The organism is Dyadobacter sp. CY347 (genome assembly GCF_021502655.1).
GTDB lineage: Bacteria > Bacteroidota > Bacteroidia > Cytophagales > Spirosomataceae > Dyadobacter.
The window spans coordinates 1,131,443-1,157,525 of record NZ_JAKFFT010000002.1 but is presented as its reverse complement, the minus strand read 5'-3'; the positions used below and the strand labels follow the sequence as shown (position 1 = coordinate 1,157,525).

19 protein-coding genes are annotated in these 26,083 nt (G+C 47.3%); 11 read left to right on the top strand and 8 right to left on the bottom strand.

Going from position 1 to position 26,083, the window contains the following annotated elements; genetic code table 11:
• The first annotated feature begins 17 nt into the window (after positions 1-17).
• Positions 18-302: a hypothetical protein gene (locus L0659_RS05610; RefSeq protein ID WP_235124724.1), complete on the top strand. Its 285-nt coding sequence runs from the start codon at positions 18-20 to the stop codon at positions 300-302.
• Here the strand turns inward: L0659_RS05610 and L0659_RS05605 are convergent.
• The gene (locus L0659_RS05605) at positions 299-1,402 is read right to left on the bottom strand and encodes a Fic family protein (RefSeq protein WP_235124723.1); all 1,104 of its coding nucleotides are present in this window, start codon (positions 1,400-1,402) and stop codon (positions 299-301) included. The two genes, L0659_RS05610 and L0659_RS05605, sit on opposite strands and share 4 nt — an antisense overlap.
• Positions 1,403-1,657: 255 nt before the next feature.
• Here L0659_RS05605 and L0659_RS05600 point away from each other — a divergent pair, with 255 nt between their 5' ends.
• The 6 genes from L0659_RS05600 (at position 1,658) to L0659_RS05575 (ending at position 10,978) form a co-directional block, all read left to right on the top strand.
• Positions 1,658-3,178 carry a glycosyltransferase family 39 protein gene (locus L0659_RS05600; protein ID WP_235124722.1) on the top strand — a complete coding sequence of 507 codons (1,521 nt, stop codon included), beginning with the start codon at positions 1,658-1,660 and terminating at the stop codon, positions 3,176-3,178.
• Between the two features lie 101 nt (positions 3,179-3,279).
• On the top strand, positions 3,280-3,840 hold the full coding sequence (locus L0659_RS05595; protein WP_235124720.1) for a TetR/AcrR family transcriptional regulator: 561 nt from the start codon (positions 3,280-3,282) through the stop codon (positions 3,838-3,840).
• A 93-nt stretch (positions 3,841-3,933) separates the two neighbouring features.
• Entirely contained in the window at positions 3,934-5,112 is a 1,179-nt protein-coding gene (locus tag L0659_RS05590; protein ID WP_235124719.1) for an efflux RND transporter periplasmic adaptor subunit, read from the top strand.
• A 132-nt stretch (positions 5,113-5,244) separates the two neighbouring features.
• On the top strand, positions 5,245-8,406 hold the full coding sequence (locus tag L0659_RS05585) for an efflux RND transporter permease subunit (protein WP_235124718.1): 3,162 nt from the start codon (positions 5,245-5,247) through the stop codon (positions 8,404-8,406).
• Positions 8,407-8,452: 46 nt separating this feature from the next.
• Positions 8,453-9,877 (top strand): efflux transporter outer membrane subunit, encoded by a 1,425-nt coding sequence (locus L0659_RS05580; RefSeq protein ID WP_235124717.1) that lies wholly within the window; start codon positions 8,453-8,455, stop codon positions 9,875-9,877.
• A gap of 195 nt (positions 9,878-10,072) precedes the next feature.
• Positions 10,073-10,978 (top strand): NAD(P)/FAD-dependent oxidoreductase, encoded by a 906-nt coding sequence (locus L0659_RS05575; RefSeq protein ID WP_235124716.1) that lies wholly within the window; start codon positions 10,073-10,075, stop codon positions 10,976-10,978.
• 370 nt (positions 10,979-11,348) lie between these two features.
• Here L0659_RS05575 and L0659_RS05570 read toward each other — a convergent pair whose 3' ends face one another.
• The 3 genes from L0659_RS05570 to L0659_RS05560 are packed head-to-tail and all read right to left on the bottom strand — an operon-like array spanning position 11,349 to position 17,146.
• A complete protein-coding gene (locus tag L0659_RS05570; protein WP_235124715.1) occupies positions 11,349-12,038 on the bottom strand; it encodes a DUF3823 domain-containing protein in 690 nt (229 codons plus the stop codon).
• A gap of 8 nt (positions 12,039-12,046) precedes the next feature.
• Entirely contained in the window at positions 12,047-13,930 is a 1,884-nt protein-coding gene (locus L0659_RS05565; RefSeq protein ID WP_235124714.1) for a RagB/SusD family nutrient uptake outer membrane protein, read from the bottom strand.
• Between the two features lie 12 nt (positions 13,931-13,942).
• Positions 13,943-17,146: a TonB-dependent receptor gene (locus L0659_RS05560; RefSeq protein ID WP_235124713.1), complete on the bottom strand. Its 3,204-nt coding sequence runs from the start codon at positions 17,144-17,146 to the stop codon at positions 13,943-13,945.
• 616 nt (positions 17,147-17,762) lie between these two features.
• On the opposite strand from L0659_RS05560, the gene L0659_RS05555 reads away from it, so the two are divergent.
• The 4 genes from L0659_RS05555 to L0659_RS05540 all read left to right on the top strand — a co-directional run bounded on the left by L0659_RS05555 (position 17,763) and on the right by L0659_RS05540 (position 20,373).
• Entirely contained in the window at positions 17,763-18,323 is a 561-nt protein-coding gene (locus L0659_RS05555) for an AraC family transcriptional regulator (protein WP_235124712.1), read from the top strand.
• Positions 18,324-18,420: 97 nt separating this feature from the next.
• Complete coding sequence (locus L0659_RS05550; RefSeq protein ID WP_235124711.1) at positions 18,421-19,659, top strand: ice-binding family protein; 1,239 nt, start codon at positions 18,421-18,423, stop codon at positions 19,657-19,659.
• 187 nt (positions 19,660-19,846) lie between these two features.
• On the top strand, positions 19,847-20,098 hold the full coding sequence (locus tag L0659_RS05545) for a type II toxin-antitoxin system Phd/YefM family antitoxin (protein WP_235124710.1): 252 nt from the start codon (positions 19,847-19,849) through the stop codon (positions 20,096-20,098).
• Entirely contained in the window at positions 20,095-20,373 is a 279-nt protein-coding gene (locus L0659_RS05540; protein ID WP_235124709.1) for a Txe/YoeB family addiction module toxin, read from the top strand. The genes L0659_RS05545 and L0659_RS05540 overlap by 4 nt, the downstream gene beginning before the upstream one ends.
• A 27-nt stretch (positions 20,374-20,400) precedes the next feature.
• On the opposite strand, the gene L0659_RS05535 is transcribed toward L0659_RS05540, so the two are convergent.
• From L0659_RS05535 to L0659_RS05520, 4 genes are all read right to left on the bottom strand, one after another.
• Positions 20,401-21,540, bottom strand: coding sequence for a PepSY domain-containing protein (locus L0659_RS05535; RefSeq protein WP_235124707.1), 1,140 nt, complete (start codon positions 21,538-21,540; stop codon positions 20,401-20,403).
• A gap of 15 nt (positions 21,541-21,555) precedes the next feature.
• Positions 21,556-23,925: a TonB-dependent receptor gene (locus L0659_RS05530; protein ID WP_235124706.1), complete on the bottom strand. Its 2,370-nt coding sequence runs from the start codon at positions 23,923-23,925 to the stop codon at positions 21,556-21,558.
• 157 nt (positions 23,926-24,082) lie between these two features.
• Positions 24,083-24,460, bottom strand: a complete 378-nt coding sequence (locus L0659_RS05525; protein WP_235124705.1) for a hypothetical protein — start codon at positions 24,458-24,460, stop codon at positions 24,083-24,085.
• Between the two features lie 81 nt (positions 24,461-24,541).
• Complete coding sequence (locus L0659_RS05520; RefSeq protein WP_235124704.1) at positions 24,542-26,032, bottom strand: MFS transporter; 1,491 nt, start codon at positions 26,030-26,032, stop codon at positions 24,542-24,544.
• Between the last annotated feature and the right edge of the window lie 51 nt (positions 26,033-26,083).

Here is a 26,083-nt window from a genome sequence, read left to right as displayed (position 1 = left end):
AAAAGCATCATTACTCAATGGACTTCGAACGAGAATTTACCTTGAAAACCGGGAGGTGTGTAAAGGTTTTTGCCAATGCTGTACAGAATCATTCACGGGTAGCCTTCGAGCTGATTGTGCTGGTGAAAGATTCTGATGAAAACACATTTTATCCGCCCATCGGCCCCAACCATTCCAAATACTGGCAGTTGAAAAGGCTTAATGCACAGCTTGCTGGCATCTTACAGCTCCGCCACAGCGGTGTTTCGGATCGGGAGATGAAACAAATCCTTGACGAATTAAACGAAATGGTGGCTGCTTAAATCATTAGGCGGTAACGGACACTCCTACCACCGCCTTCGGCTTGCAACACGTTCATTTCGAGCAATGTTTGCAGATCGCGGGTGGCTGTGGCTTTGGAGATTTTGGCAATGCTCATGTATTTTTTTGCTGACATTCCTCCATCAAAACCGGCTGGACCTGCTTGGAGCATGAGTTGAACCACTTTCAGCTGACGATCATTGAGCCGCTCTTTATGCTGGTCAAAAAACTGTGTTTTCTTTAATGTAAAATCAATCAGTTCACGGCTTTCGCGCTGCGCTTGCAATATGACGTTTACAAAATAACTGATCCATTCTGTAATGTGATTGCTCCGTTGCGCCTTTTTCAAAGCGGCATAATAACCCTTCCTGTCGGCTTCAATGGTCCGCGACAAACTCATCATAATGGGCCGCCCTAACGTTTGGGATAATGTTTTTTCGGCAATCGCACGACCGATCCGACCATTCCCATCTTCAAAAGGATGAATGGTTTCAAAATATAAGTGGGCCATGGCGGCCCGAATCGGTGCGCTGCTAATGATGCGGCTTCCACCCGGTGCTGTTTCGTTAAACCAAACAAGAAAACGCTCCATTTCTGCCGGAACGATAGCTGATGGCGGCGCTTCAAAATGCACTTCTCCTTTCCCTATACTACCCGAAATGACTTGCATAGGCTCAGCACCCGTTCGCCAACGCCCAACTTGAATTCGGGTTTCTGATGTAAAGAGGAGCTTATGCCAGTGGAATAATGTTTGATCAGTAAGTGGTTCGGAGAATGTTTTACGAACATCCACCATGAGTGCGCCTATGCCACGTGCCTTCGGGTCGCGGACTTGCTCATGCGTTTTGTTAAGGCCAAGATTATTCCTTATCGACGTCATTACGTCGAGCCGACTCAAAAACTCTCCTTCAATCTCCGATGTTTTGATGGCCTCGGAAAGCATGAGCTCTAAGAGTGATTCCTGCTGAATATCCGCTGGCAGGGTTTTGAGAATGCCAGTGATTTCACCTGTTTCCATAGCAAAATCATAGAGTATAGCCTCTACATCATTGCTTGAAAATGCAAAGTTTGGCCAGTCAGAAAGTTCCCAGTTATATGTCATGAGCCGATTAAATCTCCTATTCGGCTCAAATATAAGCAAATTTTGAGCCGAATAAGCATTTTATTCGGCTCAAAGCTATAACTAAATAACTAGTAACTATTTAAGCAGAGGCATTAGGCAGGCTTTGCAACTCATTTCCATTTTCCAACTAACGATGCAAAAAAAATCTCAATTTCCAGGTCAAAAGTGACAAGCGAATTGCCAACTTAGTTACATTGAAACGAAATTAAAAAAATTCGCCCTGAACCGCTTGTGATGACGAAGAAAACACTGATACTCTGGTTATTTATCCTCGTAAAATTTATCCTGCATTATGTGATCATTGCTCCGGAATATGATCTGCACCGGGATGAATATTTGCATCTGGACCAGGGAAAACATCTGGCCTGGGGATATTTGTCTGTGCCGCCGTTCACTTCCTGGATTTCCTATATCATCCTGTTGCTGGGAAATGGTGAATTTTGGGTAAGGTTTTTTCCTGCTTTTTTTGGCGTATGCACATTGGTTGCGGTGTGGAAAGCCATTCAAACATTGGGCGGCGGTTTGTATGCTTTGATATTAGGGGCAACGGCCATCACTTTTTCGGTGCTGCTGCGCATGAATATGCTTTATCAGCCCAATTCCGCAGACATTCTGGGCTGGACGTTGCTGTATTTTTGCATGCTGCATTATCTTAAAACAGAAGAAAATAAATGGCTTTATATAACCGGCATTGTGCTTGGTTTCAGTTTTTTAAATAAATACAACATTGTGTTCCTCATCGCCGGCCTGGTTCCTGCGCTGTTGGTCACAGGAAACTTTAAAATATTCAAAAACAAGGCATTATACATCGCCGCACTCATCACGCTGGTCATCATCCTGCCGAATTTGCTTTGGCAGTATCAGAACAATTTTCCGGTGATCCATCACATGAAACTGCTCGCGAAATCTCAGCTGGTGAACGTGAACAGGATTGATTTTCTCAAAGAGCAACTCCTTTATTTTATAGGCTCGATCTTCGTTATCCTAGCTGCATTTGTTTCTTTTTTTGCCTATCCTGCATTCAGAAAATACCAGGTTTTTTTCTGGTCGCTTGTGTTTACGCTGGCGCTGTTTACCTATTTAAAGGCCAAAGGTTATTATGCCATCGGGCTCTATCCGATCTTCATTTCCTTTGGGTCAGTTTATCTTGAATATGTATTTCAAAATCGCCTGATATGGCTCCGGCCCGTATCCATCGTGATCAGTCTGGCATTGTTCATTCCGATTTTCCAGGTTGCATTTCCGACCAAAAGTGCGTCTGAGATTGCCAAAAACTCGAAGCCATACCAAACGCTCGGCTTGCTGCGCTGGGAAGACGGAAAGGATCATGAGCTGCCCCAGGATTTTGCGGATATGCTTGGCTGGAAGGAACTTGCACAAAAAGTGGATGCAGAATATGCGAAGATCGGTGACAAAAAACATACAGTTGTCCTTTGCGACAATTACGGACAGGCAGGCGCGATTAACTATTATTCCAAATTCAAAAATATCCAGGCAGTGACTATGAATGCAGATTACATTAACTGGGTCCCTCTGGATGAAGAAATAAAACATTTGATCCTGGTCCAGAATGCAGACGATGACGATCCGGAACGAAATAAGGAAAAACCACTTTTCCAGACAATCCGCCGCATCGGAAAGATAGAAAATCCGTATGCGCGGGAGCGTGGAACGAGCATTTATGTGCTGCTGGATGCGAAAGTTTCCATCAATAATATCCTGAAAAGCGACATTGAAGAAAACAAGTGGGATTAACTCTTGACAAATTCGAAAAACGCCCCTACCTTTGCTAACACCGTTAGGTATTTTTTGAAAAAATGGGCATCGTCGAACGAAGAATAAGGCAGAAAGAAAACATGCGGACCAATATTTTGTCCGTGGCCTTACAGCTTGTAAAGGATGAAGGGTGGCAGTCACTGTCGATACGGAAAATTGCCGATGCCATCGAGTACAGCGTTCCTGTCATTTACGATCACTTCGAAAATAAAGAAGCCATCCTTTTTGAACTTTCTATGGATGGTTTTCGGTTGCTGGAAAGAACGCTCGAAAAGAACAAGAAAAAATACCCCAACCCCGAGCAACTTCTCAAAGCACACGCTGAGGCTTATTGGAGCTTTGCATTTAAGAATCCTGAATATTACCAACTGATGTACGGACTAGGCATGCCCTGCTCCGGGATCGGAAGGGTGAAGCCCCAATTAAACTGTTTCCGTGATTATATCGGGCAGGCCATTGAGGGAATAGTAAAGGAAAAAAAATCGAGCGATGATGAAACCTGCTTTAAAATTTATGCGTTCTGGTCGGTACTTCACGGTTTGATTTCAATCGTTATGATGCGCTGCTCCGATATCGACGATTCTACAATGAACAAGAAAGTAATGGATGATACTGTGGAAGCATTCATCAAAAATTTATAATTTTTTTGAAAATAAGCTAACACTGTTAGTAATAATAACCGCACTATCTCTGAAAGAAGTCTATTTCCACCACAAAAAACAATCTTCAACGCCATGAAAACGAATCAATTAACCACAACCAGAAAGCTTGTCTCAACTTTACTCTTAACCGGATTAATCGGCACACTTTACAGCTGCGGCTCCTCCACAGCCAACGCACCTGCCGAAATGCCCGCCCAGGCTTTGCCCGTACTCACCGTAAGTGACCAGCAGGTTACAGCTTACAGGGAATTCACCGCATCCATAGAAGGAAGCCGCGATATCGAGATCCGTCCGCAAGTGGACGGTTACCTTGATAAAATATCGGTAGACGAAGGTGCGTATGTACGAAAGGGTCAGACGCTCTTTCACATAGACGCCCGTCCTTATTCCGAGCAGCTTAATACGGCGAATGCAAGCCTGCAATCGGCAAAAGCAGCTTTGGAAAGTGCGGCCATTAATGTTGATAAACTTACGCCGCTTGTTGCAAACAATGTGGTTTCTGATGTGCAGTTAAAATCAGCAAAAGCGGCCTATGATGCTGCAAAAGGCAATGTTGCGCAAGCGCAGGCCGCTGTGGATGCTGCAAAGATCAACATTGGGTACACGTCCATCAAAGCGCCGGCGGATGGTTATATAGGCACTATTCCGTTCAAAACGGGAAGCCTCGTGGGCAAAGGAACGATGGAGGCGCTTACGGTGCTGTCTGAAACCAAGGACATTCACGTCTACTTCTCCATGAGCGAGCTGGATTTTCTTGAATTTAAAAATCAGTTTCCGGGCAATACCGTGGAGCAAAAGATCAAGCAAATTCCTGCTGTTGAGCTGCTTCTGGCCGATAACAGCGTTTATCCGCAGAAAGGAAAAGTTGAAGTTGTGGAAGGCCAGTTTGACAAAACCATGGGCGCCATCAATTTCCGCGCAACATTTCCGAATGTGAACGGACTGCTGCGTTCCGGCAACACGGGCAGGGTAAGGATTCCCAGGGAGCTTACCAAATCTGTCCTGATTCCGCAGGAAGCCACATTTGAGCTGCAAGACAAAGTGTTTGTGTACACGCTCCTGGACAGCAACAAAGTGGAAGGCCGCCCGGTAACCGTTTCAGACAGAAGCGGCCGTTACTACCTGATTTCCAAAGGATTGAAACCCGGTGAAAAGATCGTGTACAATGGTTTGGACAGGCTCAGGGATGGAATGGCCATTGCTCCTCAGAATATGTCGATGGACAGCCTGCTGCTAGCCAATCCTATTTAAGCTGATTTAACAAAAAAGTGGTCCCACCCAACGAATAGCGCCATAGCGACCTCATGCTATGGACCGCTATCCGTGTGCAAAACAAAATTCACTCAACCATGCCCTGACACTCCGGGGCACAACAATATATTTATGTTTCAGAAATTTATAGAAAGGCCTGTCCTTTCGACGGTTATCTCCATCCTTATACTATTACTGGGAGGGATCGCGCTGACGACATTGCCGATTACCAAGTTCCCCGACATTGCCCCGCCGACCGTACAGGTTACCGCGGTTTATCCGGGAGCGAATGCCGAAGTGGTTGCCCGCGCGGTGGCCACGCCGATTGAAGAAGCCGTGAATGGTGTTGAAAACATGACCTATATGACTTCGTCGTCCAATAATGATGGCACGATGGCGCTGAATGTGTATTTCAAGCAGGGCACAGATCCAGATATTGCGGCAGTTAACGTACAGAACCGCGTTTCCAAAGCGGTAAGCCAGATTCCTCAGGAAGTGGTTCAGGCTGGGATTTCTACACAGAAACAGCAGAACAGCATCATCATGTTTGTGGCGTTGTCCAGTGAAGACAGCACTTATGACGAGACATTTTTATTGAATTACATCAAGATCAATCTGGTGCCGCAGCTGCAACGTATACCCGGTGTCGGACAGGCCCAGCCTTTCGGAACACGGGATTATTCAATGCGGATATGGCTGAAACCAGATCGTCTGGCTGCCTACAAATTATCGCCCCAGGAAGTTACAAATGCCATTCGTGAACAAAGCCTCGAGGCCGCTCCGGGCCGTTTGGGTGAGAGTAGCAAGGAGGTTTTTGAATATGTATTGAAATACAAAGGAAAACTAACGCAGAATACTGAATATGAGAACATTATCATTAAAGCCAACAGTGACGGTTCGGTAATCCGTTTGAAGGATCTGGCGCGGGTAGAGTTTGGTTCTTATACTTATTCATCCAACGGCAAGTTAAATGGCGATCCGTCATCCGGGGTTGCCGTTTTCCAGACAGCGGGAACAAACGCGAACGAGATCCTGATCCAAGCCGAAGCATTGCTGGCAGATTTTGAAAAAACACTTCCTAAGGGGATGAAAACGACCATTATGTACAACTCCAAAGACTTTTTGGATGAGTCAATCGGTCAGGTTCGCACGACATTGATCGAGGCATTTATCCTGGTTTTCATTGTGGTGTATATATTCTTGCAGGATTTCCGCTCGACATTGATCCCGGCCATTGCGGTGCCTGTGGCCATTGTAGGAACGTTTTTCTTCATGCAGATTTTTGGTTTTACCATTAACTTCCTGACGCTGTTTGCATTGGTTCTTGCCATCGGGATTGTGGTCGATGATGCCATTGTCGTCGTCGAGGCCGTCCACTCCAAAATGGAGCTCACGCATATGGATGCCCGGCCTGCCACAAAAGAGTCGATGAACGAGATCTCGGGCGCTATCATTTCGATCACACTGGTCATGGCGGCAGTTTTTGTTCCGGTTGGTTTCATGCAAGGTCCGGCCGGGGTCTTCTACCGGCAGTTTGCCTTCACGCTGGCCATAGCCATCTTAATATCAGCCCTTAACGCCTTGACATTAAGCCCTGCATTATGTGCATTGTTCCTGAAAAATCCGCATGCGAATCAGTCACAAAATGGACATTTAGTTCAAAAAGGCTTTTCTGCGAGATTTTTCTCTGCTTTCAATACGGGTTTCCAGACGATGACGGACAAGTATATCCGCAGCCTGCAATTCCTAGTAAAACGTAAATGGATCACCATCGTAGGTTTGCTGGTTATTACAGGCTCAACACTTTGGTTAACACAAACAACCCCAACGGGTTTTATCCCTACCGAGGACCAGGGCTTCTTATTATATGCGCTTAACACGCCTCCGGGAAGCTCGCTGGACCGCACGCAACGTGCAATGGCCCAGGTGGATAGCATTGTAAAAGGCTCGCCAATTGCCGAGAACCGTTACATTGTGGAAGGGATGAATATTATCTCTAATTCCAATGCATCTCCTTATGGTGTTGGTTTTATCAAAATGAAACCGCAGGCCGAACGCGGCGACGTGAAGAATTTTGATCAGATCGTGGCCATGATGTCGCAGAAAGTAAGGGCGGTGAATGATGCCAATGCGTTTTTCTTTACGTTCCCGACTGTGGATGGTTTTGGTAACGTCAGTGGTTTTGAATTTATGCTGCAAGACCGCGGCAATGGTTCGCTGGAAAAGCTGAGCGCCACAACCAACAAGTTCCTGGCGGCCCTGATGCAGAAAAAAGAGATTGCTTATGCCTTCACTACATTTGCCACGGCGAATCCGCAGTATATGCTGGAAATCGACAATGCCAAAGCGAAGCAGCTGAATGTGCCTGTGAACGAGCTGTTGCAAACATTACAAATCTACTATGGCAGCAGCTTTGTCTCGGATTTCAACCGATTTGGTAAATATTACCGGGTGATGGCGCAGGCGGATGCCTCCTATCGGGCCAATCCTGCTTCATTGAACAATATCCATGTCAAAAATACGGAGGGTGAAATGGTGCCTGCCAACCAGCTCGTAACATTGAAACGCGTTTTCGGACCAGAAACGGTTACCCGGAACAACCTGTACAATGCAGTGGCAATCAACGGAACACCAAAACCCGGGTATAGCACGGGTGATGCCATCCGCGCGGTGCAGGAAACTGCGGCGGAGGTTCTACCAAACAATTACCGTACGGAATGGACGGGTATGACGAGGGAAGAAATCAATGCAGGCTCGCAGATCATTTTGATCTTCGTTTTGAGCCTTGTGTTTGTTTATTTCTTACTTGCGGCCCAGTATGAGAGCTATATTCTGCCCTTCGCAGTGATTTTCACAATTCCGCTGGGAGTTTTCGGAGTAATGCTTTTTATCAATTTATCGGGCATCGAAAACAACATTTATGTACAGGTAGGTCTCATCATGCTTATCGGTCTGCTTGCCAAGAACGCGATTCTGATCATTGAATACGCGGTGCAGCGCCGTAAAGCGGGCATGAGCATTGTTGAGTCGGCGATGGAAGCTTCGCGGCTAAGGTTAAGGCCTATCCTGATGACTTCTTTTGCCTTTATCGTCGGTTTGATTCCATTGATGAGAGCCACGGGCGGTTCGGCTTTGGGTAACCGGTCTATCGGAACAGGCGCAGTTGGCGGGATGTTGACGGGCGTGATATTCGGGATTTTTGTGATCCCGGTTCTGTATGTCATTTTTCAATATTTACAAGAAAAATTCGTCGGTAAGCCCAAAGAACTGGGCAGTGAAGGTGCAGCACATTGATCTGCCTTTTGAAATCCGAAACCGACTATCATAACAAAGAACCACAATGATGAAACCGAAATTGAATCAACTATATATCCCGCTTTTTCTGCTGACGAGTGTGCTGCTTGCCTCCTGCAAAGTGAGCAAAGATTATCAACGACCCGAAGTGGCCCTGCCTACCCAGTATCGCAATGTCACTTTTGCAGACACGGCGACGATTGCAGATATGGAATGGAGAAAATTCTTCCCGGACACCACGCTCCAAGGGCTTATCCAACGCGGATTGTCCTATAATTATGACCTGCAACTGGCTTTGAAACGCATTGACGTGGCTGAACAGCAGGTGAAGCAGGCAAAGTTTTTACAAATCCCAAGCCTGGATTTACAGATTACCGGCACTTATAACCGCCCTTCAAGCAACAGTCTCAACGGCCTTAGTGCCAGCAATTTTTTGAAATCAAAACACATTGAAAACTATCTGGGCGCGGTTAACCTGAGCTGGGAAGCAGACATTTGGGGCAAGATACGCAGGCAGCAGCAAGCGACATTAGGGCAGTATCTGCAAACCTATGAGGCTACAAAAGCAGTTCAAACCAAGCTCGTTGCCGACATTGCCAAAGGTTTTTTCAATCTTTTAATGCTGGATAAACAACTGGCCATCGCCAAAAGCAACCTCGAACTGAGCGATAATACATTGCGGCTCACCCGTTTGTTGAAAGATGCGGGAGAAGTTACCTCGCTTTCCATTCAGCAATCCGAAGCGCAGCGCGAGTCCATCGCATTGCTTCTTCCGCAGCTGGAACAGGACATTGCTATTCAGGAAAATGCCTTGCAAATATTAACCGGACAAATGCCCAACAGCATTGCACGGAATGTGCAGTTGTCGGATTTCAATGCCAGCGACAGCCTGGCCACCGGCGTTCCGGCAGCCGTTCTGAGCCGCCGTCCTGATGTCAGGGCTGCGGAAATGTCGGTTTTGGTTGCCAATGCAGAATTGGGTGTCTCGCAGGCAAGTATGTATCCTTCGCTGATCATTACGGCAGGTGGCGGGATCGAATCATTTAAATCCAGCAATTGGTTCAACATTCCCGGCTCGCTGTTCGGGCTGGCGGCAGGGACCATTGCGCGTCCTATCCTGGCAAGAAGACAATTGAAAACCAATCTGGAAGTTGCCAAGATCCAGCGTGAACAGTCGGTGATTGAATTTCGCCAATCGGTGCTGAATGCTGTCGGCGAGGTTTCCAATTCTTTGGTCCAAACGCAGAAATTAAAAGAACAGGAAGCGATTGCCAACAACCAGGTGACCATTTTACAGGCCGCCATTGCCAATGCACAATTGCTTTACAAAAGCGATATGGCCAACTATCTCGAAGTGATTACTGCCCAGGGAAATGCTTTACAGGCTGAGCTGAACCTCGCATTCATCCGCAGCCAGTCGCTCATTGCCCGCGTGGACCTTTACCGCAGCCTGGGCGGTGGTTGGAAATAAGTTTTTCAGGATACTTTATTAGCCATGATTTGTAGCATAAAGCCGGGGACCTTAATTGGTTTCCGGTTTTATTTATTATAAGCAAATTTAAACATGCAACAACGTTGCAAATAAGGCAACATTCCCTATCTTTACGCTATCATCGCACCGTTGATAAAAACGGCTGCGCAGCAAATCTTTACAGCATTTAGCATCATGGAAAATACTGATTTTGAAGTAATTATTATTGGCGGAAGTTATGCCGGACTGTCAGCAGCAATGAGCCTGGGCAGGTCATTAAGAAGAACATTGGTGATCGACAGCGGCAAACCTTGCAACGCCCAAACACCCCATTCGCACAATTTCCTTACACAAGACGGACAGACCCCAAAACAAATCGCACTTCTTGGAAGAGAACAAGTAGATCACTATCCAACCGTTAAGTTCCACAATGGCATGGCCACAACCGGCAGCAAAACCGACGACGGATTTGAAATAGCAACGGCTGGCGGCGACACATTCAATGCAAAAAAACTGATTTTCGCCACAGGTTTAAAAGATCAAATGCCTGACATTGGAGGTTATGCCGAATGCTGGGGGATTTCGGTCATACATTGCCCCTACTGCCACGGTTACGAGGTAAAAAATGAAAAAACGGGCATCTTGGGAAATGGCGATGGAGGTTTTGAATATGCCAAGATGATTTCCCACTGGACCAAAGATCTGACCATTTTCACAAACGGCCCTTCCGAACTGACACCTCAGCAAACCGAAAAGATTTCCACCCGCAACATCCGCATTGTCGACAAACCCATTGCGTCGCTAATCCATAAAAATGGGCTCCTTGAAAAGATCGTTTTCAAAGACCAATCCGAGGAGCCCATCACAGCAATTTATTCACGCCCCGCATTCAAACAACATTCTGAAATTCCTGAACAACTGGGCTGCGCACTGACAGAAACCGGGCTCATAAAGCTGGAAACGTTCCAGCAAACCACCATCCCAGGCATCTACGCAGCGGGAGACAACTCGCACATGGCCCGATCCGTAGCCCTGGCAGTCTCAGCCGGCTCCATGGCCGGCGCGTTGATTAACAGGGAGCTGATTGAAGAGGCGTTTTGATAACACTATGGCCCTGTTATGCTGAGCTACTAACCCTGTCATGGTGGGCGGGGGGGCCGCACCCGGCGGCGGGGGGGGGGGGGGCGCGCGCGGCGCTTAGCTACAACCCCGGTCATGCTGCGCGTTCTCGAAGCACGCTACTCCTTGGTACCGTGCTTCGACTCCGCTCAGCATGACAGGGGTGGTACGCTCAGCATGACAGGGGTGGTAGCTCAGCATGACAGGGGGTGGTAGCTCAGCATGACAGGGGTGGTAGCTCAGCGTGACAGGGGTGGTAGCTTAGCATGACAGGGGTGGTAGCTCAGCATGACAGGGGTGGTAGCTTAGCATAACAAGGCTGGTAGCTCAGCTTGACAGGGATGGTAGCACGCTACTTCAACATCACCTTCTGTGGCATCCCGAACAGCATCTCGCCTACCCCTGATGTCTTCACGCCGACCCTTGCATATACATACTCCCTGCCGGCTAGTGCGGGGGAGAGTGTGGCGGTTAGGGTGATTGGTTTTGAGAGGTCTTTGATGTTAGCGGCGATTTCCTGGGCGTTGGCTGCGTTGTTGTTTGGATCCACAATGCTGGTGGTGCCGATATATAGGTTCACCCTTTCCAATGTTCGTGAAGCGTTGATTTGTTTCAGGTTGAATGTTGCCGAAACTTTCCCTTCGCCTTTTGCATAATTTTCATTTTGAAATACAAAATAAGGCTGAACCGGAACATCCAGCTGCGCACTTCCATTCAGCGCAACTTCAATAGTGTCCGTATTATCCACCCACGGACCATTGCCCCGCAGCCTGACAAGTTTGTAATTGCCATCAAACAATGCGGCGGAGAATGTTCCGTCCTGCTTTACATGCACAGGGATTTTGGTAAATAATTGATATCCGCGCTGCCAGAGTTCCAGCTGCACCCCATTGGAGCGCAGCCCTACGGGCTGCCCTTCGTACACAACCCGGCCCGTAAGCACCGATTTTGGCTCAACGCGGTTGTCTTTTTCGCAGGCACCAAGCAGCGCCGAGAGCGCCAGCATGGCCAGAAATTTAAAATGAATGTGAGTCGCTTTCATATAATGGATCAATGAAATGGGTTCCTGACAATTTTAGGGTTGTTATCGATCACGATCTGTTCAATGGACGAATAGTAATTGCCCATCTGAAAGAACCGCGGCGCGCGGAAACGGGGCGCAACGAGTTTGTCGAACACGTATTTTCCGTGTGTCGCATGTCCCGGGCGCACAATGCGGTAAGGGTACAATGCGTACATGACCGCATCGGGATTCGAGGCGTTTCCGTTCCATAGCTCATGTGCGATCCGCCACCTTTTCAGGTCCCACACGCGATGGTCTTCAAATGCCAGCTCTACGCGTCTTTCGTTTTGCAGGCGCGCTATTGTAAGGGTTTTGAGGCTGTTTGCGCCAAATCCGGCCCTTTCGCGGACCAGGTTTACATATTTCAATGCATTGGCTGTTTTACCTGTTTCCAATGCTGCTTCCGCGGCATTCAGGTAAATTTCACCCAGGCGATAACGCACCCACCACATATCGCTTCGGATCCCGCGTGTGCTCGACATGGCAGTTTGATCCACATATTTTCTCAGATAAAAACCCGAGTTAGTAACCTCAGTCTGAGAACGCTGCGGGCCCGATGACCCGGTTAGTAAGCCGCCATCTTCATACGTGGAGCCCAATGTGTTGGATTCCACGTTCTGAAAACTGTTCGTAGCGCCGCTCCAAACTTTCACCCCAGCCTGGATCTGCACCGGCGTGCCGCGGAAAGATGTTCCGGGATAAACCACCGTGCCGTAAAGGCGGGCATCTTTGTTGGCAAACACATCGGCTACATTATTATAATAGATGTAGTCCGTATTCCCTGCGTTACGCGTTCTCAGCTCGCCGGAAGTGCCGTCTAGATATTCAAAATCCTCAACCAGGTTCAGCGATGGCGTGATGGATGAAGAAGACAGGTTGTCTTCACGCACATTGCGGGCAATGTTATCATACGTAAAACCATGTCGCTTGTCTTTACTTACCAAAAAATCCTGCGCCAGGATGATCTCGGTATTAGCCGATTTTTTAGTTACTGCATCATAAAAGTTCTCACCCAGGTTCGGGTTTGTTTTGTAAAGCGAATACATGCCGCTGTTAATGATCTCCTCCGAAGCCGCCAGTGATTTGGCATAGTAATCAGCTGCCCGGGATGCCGGGATCCCCACTTCTCCGCCGGGTGTTGCAATTGGGGAAGCCATCAGGTTGTTGTATTTGGCAATCGAGCCGGCGTAAAGCATTGCGCGGCTTTTCAATGCCATAGCAGTGTATTTGTTGGCGCGCGTGTTGCTGCCGCCATTGCCCAGCTGGTCTTTGATCGCATCGAGTTCGGAAGCAATGAAATCATACACTTCCTCTTCTTTGGCGCGCGGCTGCTGCAGGTATGACGGATCACCATTGTAGTCGTAAATCAACTGCTTGGTAACCAGCGGCACACCGCCCATTCTTTTCACCAGATCAAAATAAACCTGCGCTCTCAGGAAGCGGAGCTCTGCTGAAAACAGTATTTTTTGATCTTCTGTCAGTGAAGTGCCAAATTTCTCAATGTTCTCAAGGGCCAGATTAATGTCCCTTACCAGTACATAATCCCAAAGTCGCCACCGCTCGAATGCGTAAGTGACAATGTTGTTCCGGGCGTCGTCATTGTTAGACCACATGGCCTCGTCGTATGCCGCAAAATCCTGCCAGCCTTCTTTGTTGGGGATCGCATTATCCGTTGTCGAGCCGTGGTTGAGGTCCGTGTGATAAGGCAAACGGTCGTAATAGTTGGCAAGCAGACCGGTGATCAGCTTGGGATCGTTCCAGATCTGGTCTTCCAGAATGATGTTTTGCGGCTTTCTGTCCAGCCACTCTTCCGCGCATCCAGACATGATCAGGACGACGAGAGCTAGGATATATTTTGAAAATCGTTGCATAGCGAATTTGAATTAAAAATTGATACTGAAACCGGCGTTAAACAAGCGTTGCTGCGGATACACGAGCGCATTACCGGACGATATCTCGGGATCGATCTCATACTTCTTTACATTGTCGATCGAGAACAGATTGCTTGCGTTCACATACACCCGAAGGCCGCTGCTTCCCAGTTTCTTGAAAACCTTTGGATCAAAACTATAACCTAACTCAATGTTCCTGAGGCGGATATACCGAACATTGGTAATCCAGAAATCACTTTTACGGAAATTCACATGGCTCGAATTGTCCTTTCTGATCGCAGGGTAAGTTCCGGGGATCCATTTGCTGTTCGGGTCAAAAGGATCTTCACGGTGCCAGCGGTCTTCGAGCATGAAGTGTGGCGATGTTCCGTTGTTCTGGTAGGGGACTTTCAATTCAAAAGCACGCTGGAAACTTTGTAAAGAAGCTCCTGCAAAATCTGCAAACAGCGAGAAACCTTTGTAAGAAACGCTTCCGTTAAGCGCAAAGCTCAGGTAAGGGTTCGCGCCTTCCGCGTAACCGATCGGACGCTCGTCCAGACCGTTGATAATGCCATCACCATTCACATCTTTGTAAATAAAATCCCCTGGCAAATGCGTGCGGTTGCCCTGTCCGTCATTGTCGATCGGGTGGCTTTCAATTTGTTCCTGTGATTGAAACTGGCCTTCTACCTGGTAACCCCAGTTGATGTTGCCCCAGCGGTCTACGTATGAGTCGCGGTATTCATTATAGGAATTACCAAAACGCGGTTTGTAGAAATCCAGGTCACGGCGGCGGGATAATGTTGCATTGGCGCTTACCGTGTAGTCAATTTGGCCAACGGAGCTTTTGTATGTCAACACCCCTTCAATTCCGCGGTGCGTATCACTGTTCAGGTTTTCGTTGGGCAATGTGTAACCCACTTCCGACGGCAGCAGCACATCATAACGCGCAGCAGGAAGTCCGTCTCTTTTTCTTTGGAAAATATCAACCTGACCATTCAATTTGCCGCCCAGCAAACCGAAGTCAATTCCGAGGTTCGTAGAAATGTTTGTGATCCAGGAAAGCGTTGTAATGGGCAATCCGCGCGGCCTTACGCCAATATTATACTGTCCATTGAAAATGGCGCTTCCCTGCAGGAAGTTATAGCCTGGCAAATAACTGAAAGGGGCAACAATGAATGGTTCGTTGGCAACAGTGGCATTCCTGTCACTCCCCGTGCGACCATATGAAGCGCGGATTTTCAAGCTGCTGAACACGTTTTCAAGCTTTCCTTTGAAAAAATTCTCTTCCGAGATTCGCCAGCCTGCCGAAACGCCAGGGAAAAAACCGAACCTTTTTCCGGGTGCATACAGGAAAGAACCATCGTAACGACCCACGGCTTCGAGCAGATATTTTTGTTTAAAATTATAATTCACACGGCCAATGTATCCGGCGCGTGCTTCCGTGCTCCATTCATCGATCAGCAAATCCTGATTGGCAAATGACATTAACGGAATGTAATTATTGGGCGGAACGGTGTGCACAACCAGGTAAGTGTTCACATTATCCGACTGCTCGTAAGCCGCTACTGCAGAAAGTTCGTGATCGCCGAAAATTTTGCTATAATTCAGCTGCAACTGCGCGAAACGGTCCACAATGTTGCGCTTACGGCGTTCGCGCCAGGGATTCTGGTTTCCCCCACCTGCTACGACATTGTATTTGTCTGTTGCTGCATCGTAATTGTAAGCATCATAAGTGTATTCAAAACCGTCAAAATCGAAATTGTGGTATTGATATGAATACGTTCCTTTCACTTTCAGGCCGAATGCAAAATCATATTCTGCATAAAAGTTGCCCTTCACAACACGCGTGATCTCGTCAATGTAACCCGTAATGTCCCGCTTATACGTGGCGGGGTTCACATTTACATTGTGCGTCTGGTTGATGTATTTAGGATTGTCGTTGGCGTATGGGCGCTCGGTGGGCCACATCGTGAAAATACTCAGGAACGGGTTGAAATAATCGTCCAGCCCAGGCACGCCCACCTGAAAACGGTCTTCGATCCGCGCGCTGATCTGCGCGCCGACTTTCAGCCTCTTGGTAATGCTCGACTCCACGTTCGCCTGCACGTTCGTGCGTTTGAAATTGTAGTCTTTGATCAATGCATCCTGATTTAAATGTCCTACTGAAAGGAAATAGCTGATCTTTTCAGTGCCACCTGAAACATTGGCATTTAACGAAAATTGCGGCACATTGGGACGCATGACCATTTTGTAATAATCAAAACTCTGATAGCCCTTTTCGGTGCCAGCTTTCCACTTGGCGAGCTCCTCAGGCGTGATGGAAGGCGTACGGCCCTGGTTTACATCCGATTCCACGAGGCCCCGCATATGCTGGTAAGCGCTCGCAGGCTTAGGATAACGCGTAAAATTCTGCAAACCATAGTAACCCGAAATGTTGATCCTGGCAGGACCGTCGCCTGCTTTTCCTCTCTTTGTTGTGACCAGCACAACGCCGTTCGCTGCACGCAATCCATATACTGCGGCAGAAGCATCTTTCAGGATCGAAACGCTTTCAATGTCATTCTGGCCCAGGTTATTGAAGTTCGCTGCATCGGATGGAATACCGTCGATGACAAAAAGCGGGGTTCCCAGGTTCCTGATCTGGATCGTGGTTGCAGCACCCGGGCGGGCATCAGCTTTCCGCGCGGTAATCCCCTGAACCCGGCCTACCAATGCATCAGAAGTTCCAACGGAGGGCGTGCGGATCAGGTCTTTGGCCTGAATGTTGCTCACCGCTCCCGTTACAGCCGCCGAAGATTGCGTTCCGTAACCCACAACCACCACTTCTGTAAGTTCCTCGCTGCTAGGCAGTAAGGTGACATTAAATGCAGATTGATTGCCAATGGCCACATCCTGGGATGTATATCCGATGAAGGAGAAAGTAAGCGTCTGGGCTGCGTCTTCAACAACCAAGGTGAAACTTCCGTCTGTGCCTGTGGTTGTTCCCCTGCTGGTTCCTTTAATTACGACGCTTACACCCGGCAATGGCGTATTTTTTTCATCAATCACCTTACCCGTCAGGGTTTTATCGACGCTATGAGCCAGATTATGTGCTAATGCTGCGGACGCAAACGCGGCCGGAACAATGCCCGGAGAATGCATAATCCCTGCTACCATTACGGCACAAAGAAACCTGCAAAGCCCCGGGAGGGGATTTCGTCTAAGTGGATTCATACAATTGAGTTTAACTTAACGGTGAGAAATAAGAATCAGGATTAATGGTGTTGAACGTTGGACATAATATTGCCACCCCGACAAACAAAACAATTCGTCAGGTTAACATCTGGGAAAGGGCTAAATCAGCATCATTGCTGCGGAAACGACGCACAATGACCTAACCGTATACTATAAACGTTATGCTATTTAGTACTGTTTTGAGTATCCATAGGCAAGGTTTAGTTTATGATGATTTTTACTTGTTTCAATCGATTTTCACAGTACAATTTTAAAGCAAAATAATACCAAAAACGTTTCAGGATTTGATTAGTATTGACTGTATTTTGATCTTTTTTATGAATAAACAAGCATTTTATTGAAAAATATTACCATATCCAATCTGCGTAATTCTTGTAGTATAAATAGATATCCTGGTATAGCTCGGAATTTCACGGCAAATCTGGTAGCCATGAACCCCCAAAAAATAACTGGATAGTTTGAGGTATATACGTAGAGTTTATTTTACAATTTGACCAATTATTTCAAGATGTTGGGTTTTTTATACTTACTTTTCTTGCGTGGGAACGGACTGTCCTATCAATAATTAACGTAAACCATCGAACACATAATTTGAATGAAACTCTACATTAAATACATGGTCAGTTTGCGGTGCAAAATGATGGTCGAAGCAGAGCTGCGAAAGCTTGAAATAGCCTACTCGCTCGTTGACCTTGGAATGGTCGAAATTGCAGGAGAGATGTTTCCGCAGCAGCGTGAAATGCTGAAAAATAACCTGCTTAAATCAGGCCTGGAACTGATGGACGACAAAAAGAGCATTTTGATTGAAAAAATTAAAAACCTCATTGTCCAGATGATCCACTACTCGGATGAGCTGCCAAAAACAAATCATTCCGATTATATCAGCAAACAATTGGGCTATGATTACACGTATCTGGCCAACGTCTTTTCGGAGGTAAAAGGCATTACGATACAGCAATTTATCATCATCCATAAAATTGAGCGTGTAAAGGAGCTAATCCTTTATAACGAGCTGAACCTGACGCAGATATCTCACAAACTGAATTACAGCAGCGTTGCCTACTTATCGAACCAGTTTAAACAGATAACCGGCCTGACTCCTTCATTTTACAAACAACTCAAAAGAAAAAGAAGCGGGAACCTGGAAAACGTGTGAATGTTACAACTAATACTACGCATGCTATAACATTACTTGATGGAGCAAGAATCATATTTGTGTTGTGATAATATCATCACAATTTATACCAAGCAATATGAAAACATCTTTCTTCTTCAACATTCTAACTGTTTCACTTTCTGCAATTTGCCATTTCGGTGTGGCACAGACTGTGCCTACATTAGGCGCGGCTGAAACCTTTGCACTTTATACTTCCGCTGGGGAATTTGCCAATGTCGGAACAACCCTGGTTACCGGCGATATCGGAAACGGAGCAGGCCTAGTTACCGGTAGTTCGGCGACGGTCACAGGCCAAACCCATTTTGGTGATACGGAGGGACTGGCAGCCGTAGGAGCGGTGTCCAACGCTTATACTGTGCTTGCCAGTGAAACATCTAATCCTTGCGGCCCTGTACTGGGTGCCACGATCGACGGTGTAACAATACTTGCCCCCGGCATCCATTGCAGCACTGGCGCAACGGCAATTTCCGGAAGTCTTATTTTGAACGGAGGTGGCGATGCGGATGCGATTTTTGTGATTAAAATCGGCGGAGCATTTTCTGTTGACGGTGGAGCGAATATTGTTTTAACAGGCGGAACATTGCCTAAAAATGTATACTTCCTGGTTGATGGTGCATTCAACCTGGCAGCCGACACCGAATTTACCGGAACAGTTGTGAACCGGGGCGCCATTTCACTGGGGTCTGGTGCGACGCTTTCCGGAAGGGCGCTTTCCACAGCCGGAAAAATTTCGCTGAACAACAATACTGTTTCCAACACAGAAGTTTCCCTTCCCGTAACACTTGTAAGCTTTGATGTGAAAAAAGGCGAACAGTCGTCTGTAACATTAAACTGGGCAACAACAGCGGAAACAAACAGCGACCGTTTCGAAATTCAGCGCAGCCAAAACGGCAAAGTGTGGATGGCAGTAGGCAGTGTAATGTCAAATGGGGAAAGTACTAAGCTTCTTACTTACGCTTTTTCAGATGCAACGCCGAAATCAGGCAACAACTTATACCGTTTGAAAATGATTGATAAGGACGGGACTTTCGCTTTTAGCCGGATCAGAAGCATTAACTTCCAATCCGCTAACAGAACAGCCTTTTATCCAAACCCAGCCATCGACCGCCTTTCTGTTCTTTCAAAAGATCTGGATCAGATCGCTCGTGTGCAGTTCATGGATGTTTCCGGAAAGCTGATCCTTGACCAGAAAAACGCCGATTCTTCGAACGCGATCTCAGAATTCAACATCAACTCTTTCCCGGCAGGGCTTTATATTGTTAAGGTAACGTTCGCTGACGGATCAGTGGATCGTGCCAAAGTCTTCAAGAAATAGCCATAGTATTTTTAGATAGATGTAAGCAGCTATATGCACACTAACATTCTTTACTATGAACTTCTGCGAGACCATTTAAACTATCAAATTTATACCCGATCGCTCATGACCATTTGTTTGGTCATGAGCTTTTTTTGATTTATTATGTATATTTGTGTACCAATTCCGTACACTCATCTACTCAATCATGCTGGTTATTAGTTCAAGAGAATTCAGGGACAATCAAAAAAAATACATGGATCTTGCTGATAAAAATGAACAGATCATCATTCAGCGCGGCAAGGAGAAAGCTTATGCCTTGACTCCTGTAGGCGAGAAGGATAAATATTTCATGGATCCGGAAACAATGGCCGACATTCAGGAAGGCATCGACCAGTATCGGAAAGGCAACACGATAAAAGTTGATAAAGCCGACTTTGACAAGTTGCTGGGCCTATGAGTTATGCTGTTGAATTTACCCCAAAGGCACTTGAAGGAATTGACAAATTTAAAAAATCAGGCAATAAGCCTTTGCTCAGAAAAATCCGAAATACCCTTGACGAATTGACTGAGCATCCATATACCGGAACGGGACAGCCCGAACAATTAAAGCACAACCTGGCTGGATTTTGGTCAAGAAGAATAAACCAGGAACACCGGATCATTTATGCAGTTGACGAGTCAAAAGTAACCGTTACTGTTGTCTCTGCAAAAGGCCACTACACTCCCTCATAATTCCAATCCAAGTCGTTAAAGAGGCGCTTAGGCTGGCTGGCGGGCATTGCTGATCGGTCCTTTGGAGAACTTTCCGGTTCGCCGCCACCAGAGCAGAAAACCCGTCACGGACAGCACCCCGGGCGTCAGCCCGATGAGTACATAAAATATCCTGACAGGCAGTCCGCCAAAACTACCTACATGCAAAGGGTGAAACGTAGCTTCGATCCGTTCTCCAACAGATTTATCAGCTAATGTGCTGACTTTCACAAGTTCACCTGTGTATTGGTCGATTCTGACCGAATTCAGGGCTCCCCAAAGTTTCCATTGTCCCTGCCCATAGCCCCTGACCTCAAATTTACGTTCAGGTTGAGTCGGCAGATAAACATATGTTGGATCCAGGTCGGGCAGCGCATTCTTAGCGGCACGAAGCATTTGATCAGCGGAAACCGTCATTGTCTTATTCAACCTAGCTGATAGGATTTCTTTTTCCCAGGTTTTGGGCTCAAAAGCAAACAGGTTCATCCAGAAACCGGTAAAAAAAATGATTGCATTAAAAACCAGTGACCATACCCCTACGATCCGGTGCAGATCGGAGCTGATGGTGCGCCAGTTTTTGCGGTTGATGGAAATTTGAAAAGACAAAACCCGCCAGATCATTTTCCGGTACACAATCGCACCGGTAAGCACAGACAGCAGCATTGTGATACCAAAAATGGCCGTGAGCGCCGCGCCGGGAATGCCCAGCTGGAAGCTAAAATGAAATTGGAACAACCATTCAATAAAACTCGGCATAAACTGACTCGCCGGCCCTTCCCTCAATATCGCATTGGTATAAGGATTAAATGAGATTAATGCCAGATCGTAAGTCATCAGCCGTGCATCGTTAAAATAGATCCTGAAATCATAGGCATCACCCGGCCCGGCTTCGGGATTGAGCCAGGCGATGCCATCCAGGTTTGGATACCGGTTGGTAATGGTTTCATAGCAATGCATCAGGGCGTCCTTCGGCACGTGAGGACCCGTTGGTGAAACGTGGAGCAAGTTCCGGTTTGCAAACTGGTCGAGCTCTGTTTTGAAAACCAGGATCGAACCGCTTAACCCCAACAAAATCAGAAATATGCCCGTAACAAGCCCAAGCCAGCTGTGCAGCTTGAATAAACTTCTTGTGTACTTTGTTTTTTTCATAAAAATCCAGACAGCTTACCAGAGTTGATAACTAATTCCAACCCTGATATTAAAAGGATCGCCTAAGCCTGCCAATGTCACGCCCGACCGGCTTCCGGTGAAGTAGTGCTTGTTGGTCAGGTTGTACGCATTAACCTGAAACTGGTACCTGTTCCGCGTATACGAAATGGCCGCATCCAAAACCGTGTAAGATGGAAAAACGAAGTTCTGATTGCTCAGCAAACCTACCTGATCGCTCACATAACGCACGCCCGCAGCGATTCCCAGCCCTTTGAGCGCCTGGGACGGAATTGCATATTTACCCCAGAAGTTGATCTGGTGCTTGGGCGCATTCGCAAATCGGTCTCCTTTTTTCCCGTAGGTGGTGGTGCTTACCAATTCATGTTCGTTGAATGCATAGCCGGCGATCAGACTCAGTCTGTTCAGGTTTCCAACAACCGAAAATTCCCCTCCCCTGCTGCGCGTGCCGTCAATGGCAGCTTGCCGGTGCGAGTTTTCTTCCGTAGGTGCCGCTGTGAGGATATTAGCATAATTGATCTGGTAGAGCGACAATGTGGCTGAAAACCGGTTACCGATCAGATCGGCTTTGGAACCTACTTCATATTGGGTCGCTTGTCGGGTCGGGAATGGTCCGCCTGCCAGGACATTGTTTGAGGTTTGCGGGTTGAAAGATTTCAGATATGTTCCGTAAACCGACACATTCTTTACAGGCAAATATACCAGTGCTACCCTGGGGATCCAGCCTGATGTTTTCAATTCATCGCCCTGCTTGTTATCGCGATCCGACAAAGGTGTTTCCTTACCATTGTAGTCATCATAACGAACGGATAGCAACACTTTCAATTTGTCCCCGACACTGACCTGGTCCTGAATGTAGGCACCGATCAGGTTGGTAATGCGCTTGTTGTCATCGGACTCATCGGCCGGAACGGAGGCATCGGGAATGCTGCCTGTGTAATCCGGTTTCAAGATAGAAATGCGCGTGGAAGATTTATACTGGTAATCATTTTGCGTCCAGCCATAACGGTTGTAGTCCGCCCCCACAATAATCTGGTGACCCAGCGCGCCTGTGCTCGTTGTATATATTGCAAAAGCCGTCGTTTGCAGGCTGAAACGGTCTGTTTCCCAATCCTGATATCCCCGGCTGATGGAATCATTCCGGATCCTTCCCACCGGAATGTGGTCTGTGTAATCGAGTACATTACGCACTGCGCGCTCAACGACTGTGAGTTTTAGATTAGGGCTGATCTGATGGTTCAAACTCAGCGTAGCCGATGCATTATGCGTTTTCCCGTAATCGGTCGGGCTCTGGATGGTCAGGTTGTTGGGATAATGGTTGAAATCAAATGTGCCGTCGGGACGGGTGTAAATGAAGCTTCCGTTATCGTACTGCTGAACTGCCTTGGAGTAAGTATAGTTAAGTTCCAGGTTTAGTGAAGTCCGGTCACGCACGAGGTAAGTCAGCGATGGAGCGATGAGCAGGTTTTGCTTCTTTTGATAATCCCTGAAACTCTCAGAGCGGTCATAGCCGATTATGGCCCGGTACAACAGCTTTTTCTGATTGGAAATAGGCCCGGAGAAGTCAACCGACCCTCTTCCAAATCCCCAGCTGCCCAGCGATAAATCCACACTTGCCCGCTTTTCAGATAATGGTTTTTTTGTAATAAAATTAACAACGCCGCCCGGCGAGCCTTCGCTGAACAAAGCTCCTGAGGGCCCGCGCAGCAATTCTACGGATTCAATGTTGTACAGCAACGGCTGCTGGCTCCACAAATACAGATTCCCACGAATTCCATTAAAAAGCAGGAAACTGGCGTCATTCGGAGAGTAGGCAGTAAAGCCGCGTATTTGAAACGAACCGTTGCCATTGTTGGCTTTCATGCCGGTGAATGTGCCTGCGATCTCGTTGAGCGTAAATGCCTGCCGGTCCCGCAGTACGGCTGAGGGAACCACCTGTACGGATTGAGGCGTGGAAAGTAAGGGCACGTCGAGGCGGGTGGAGCTGTTGGATGACGCCACATTGTAACTGTTTTTGGCCGCACTGACAATGACTTCTTTCAGCTCCTGGTTGCTTTCGGATAATTGCAGGTTGATAAACGCATTTTTACCTTTTGAAATCCGCATGCTCTGGGTATAAGCGGTATATCCCACATTGGAAACAGTCAAAATGTAAGATCCGGGTGTGATGCCTGTGAGGCTGAACTGGCCTTTTTCATCGGTAATAGTTCCAAGGGTTGTATTTTGGAATGCAATGGTAGCGCCCACCACAGGCTGTTCTTCGGCATTGACAATACGCCCGTTGAGTGTGCCCTGGTCGGTTTGAGCGTAGGAATTGAGGCCACGACTAAGCATGGCCAGTAATAGAAAAAGATATTGAAATTTCATTCGGATATGCAGGGATAGATACACCCATTTTGATAAGCAAAAATGGATGCAGATGTTAGTTGTTAGATTAAAATGACGGATCTGAGGCAGGGAAATGCTTTCCGAAAGGATAACGAATGTTACCTTTTGACCTCAATCAACCATGAAAAAATGACAACTATGCGCAGGGCGGCGGGGAAATAATGGTAAGCGGAGCCTGGTAAACGGCGAGATGATAAGGAAATGCAGCTTGCTGATTGCGTGCAAAAGGTTGGGATAAGAACTCAAATGCAGCCAGTGGTGAAGCAAATAGATGCAACGTAGGCAAGTTGCGGACCTGCTCGCTGGTTTGCTGGTCTTTTTTTTCTTCCTGAGCTCTCAGTTTTTTTGCCAGAAAACATTGTCCATCGCAATGCAGCTGCGGTTTATCGCGGTTTTCGCAGAGTACGCGCGTAATGTAATCCTTGTTGATATGGTAATACGCAATGGTGCCCCACTGACTAAAAGTCGGCAGGATTGTTACAAAGAGCCATATGTAGAGCAGCGCAACTCGCATCGTATTGATAGGGCAAATATAACTACGGACTTATCTTTCCAAAGGCATTCAAGTGAAATTGATGCGAAAATTAAACTTCCGTTAATCTTCCCGGTGTGCCTCCTCGGAACTTACGCGGTTGATTTTTAGCATATTATTCAATGTAGAATGCCAGTTGATCAGCACATCGATCACAAAATAATCCCTCAAATTACTTTTCAGGCTCGTACGCATGATCCTTTTCACAACACTCTTGTGCACTTCCCCGGCCTCACGCACGCGCGGCAGGAATTGCAAAGCCACCACTGTCAGCGCTGCGCCGATCAGGAACAGGAAGTTCCATTCATGCAGCAACAGCAGGCGAAAGGACTTTTGCAAGGTCGGCCCGCTCCATTCGGCAATGACGCGTAGTTGTCTTAATGTATAATAATCAGCCAGATAACCGCCGATCAATGGTGCCAGGGAGGAGAAAACGGAGGTTACAATATTTTTAACAGAAAGATAAACAATCGCTTCCCGGGACGGCGCAAGCTTCAAACCAATGTTGGTCAGTGCCAGGTTGGTGCCAGCATTGCTCGAACCGGCCACGATATGGATCACAGCCAGCAGCGCCAGGTTGGATATTAAATTGGTATAAATCCCTACAAAACACCAGGCAATCACGCAGGCCACATACAGCGGCGCACATATGGAAATAATCGTTTTGTTACTGTATCGGTCTGCAAATTTCCCCCAGTAACCGATGGTAAAAATGCTCGAAAGCTGGCTCAGAATGGTCAGGGGAATGATATAGGCCAGTGTAAGGCCCAGCGTTTTGAGCATGTAAACCGTAAAAAACGGCGTAGCAATGTTTACAGCAAATAGCCAGAGCGAATTAAATACAAGCAATCGCTGGAAGTTGTTGTCCCGCAGCGGCTTTATAAACATTTTCAGGATATTTTCGTTGGGCAGGTAAGATCGGGGTTCGGGCACCCGGGCGAGCAACGCCACTGCCCCCAGGCCGGCAACCCCGGCCATCATGAACATGGTTGCGTATACATACAGCTCATATTCCGGCACATTGCGGCGCAGGTAATCGATCGAAATGGCCAGTACAATGCTGAGTACAACATTGAGCGTCTGCGCATAGCGGCTCCGTTTGGAGAAAAAAGCGCCCAGCATGTCGCCTGGCACCAGGTCTTTCATCCAGGCATTCCAGCTGGGGCCTGCAATGGAACCAAATAGATAGTAGAAAAACAGAAAAAAAAGCAACAAGCTAACCGGAGCGTCTGCGCCGAGGAAAAATGGCATGGCACCCAGTAACACCATCGGAATACGGGCCAGGATGCAGCAAATTACTGAAACGGCTCTCCGGTTGTTATATCTGCGGATCAAAAACACCGATACAAGCTGGAAGATATTGGTGAATGTGGGCAAGGAAGCCAGCAGCCCGATCTGAAAATTACTTGCTCCGAGCAGGATTGCAAATGCCACCATAAACGTGCCCCCGGCAAGGGTTACCATGGCTTCGGTGGTCATTCCTTCTTTGAGAACGGTGTTTAACCCGTTCTTCACCTCTTCCTCGGTTAGTGTTTCTTTTGGTGTAAAGATCACAATGCTTCAATTTTTGATAACGATGGTGCAATTTAAAATCCATACCAGGCA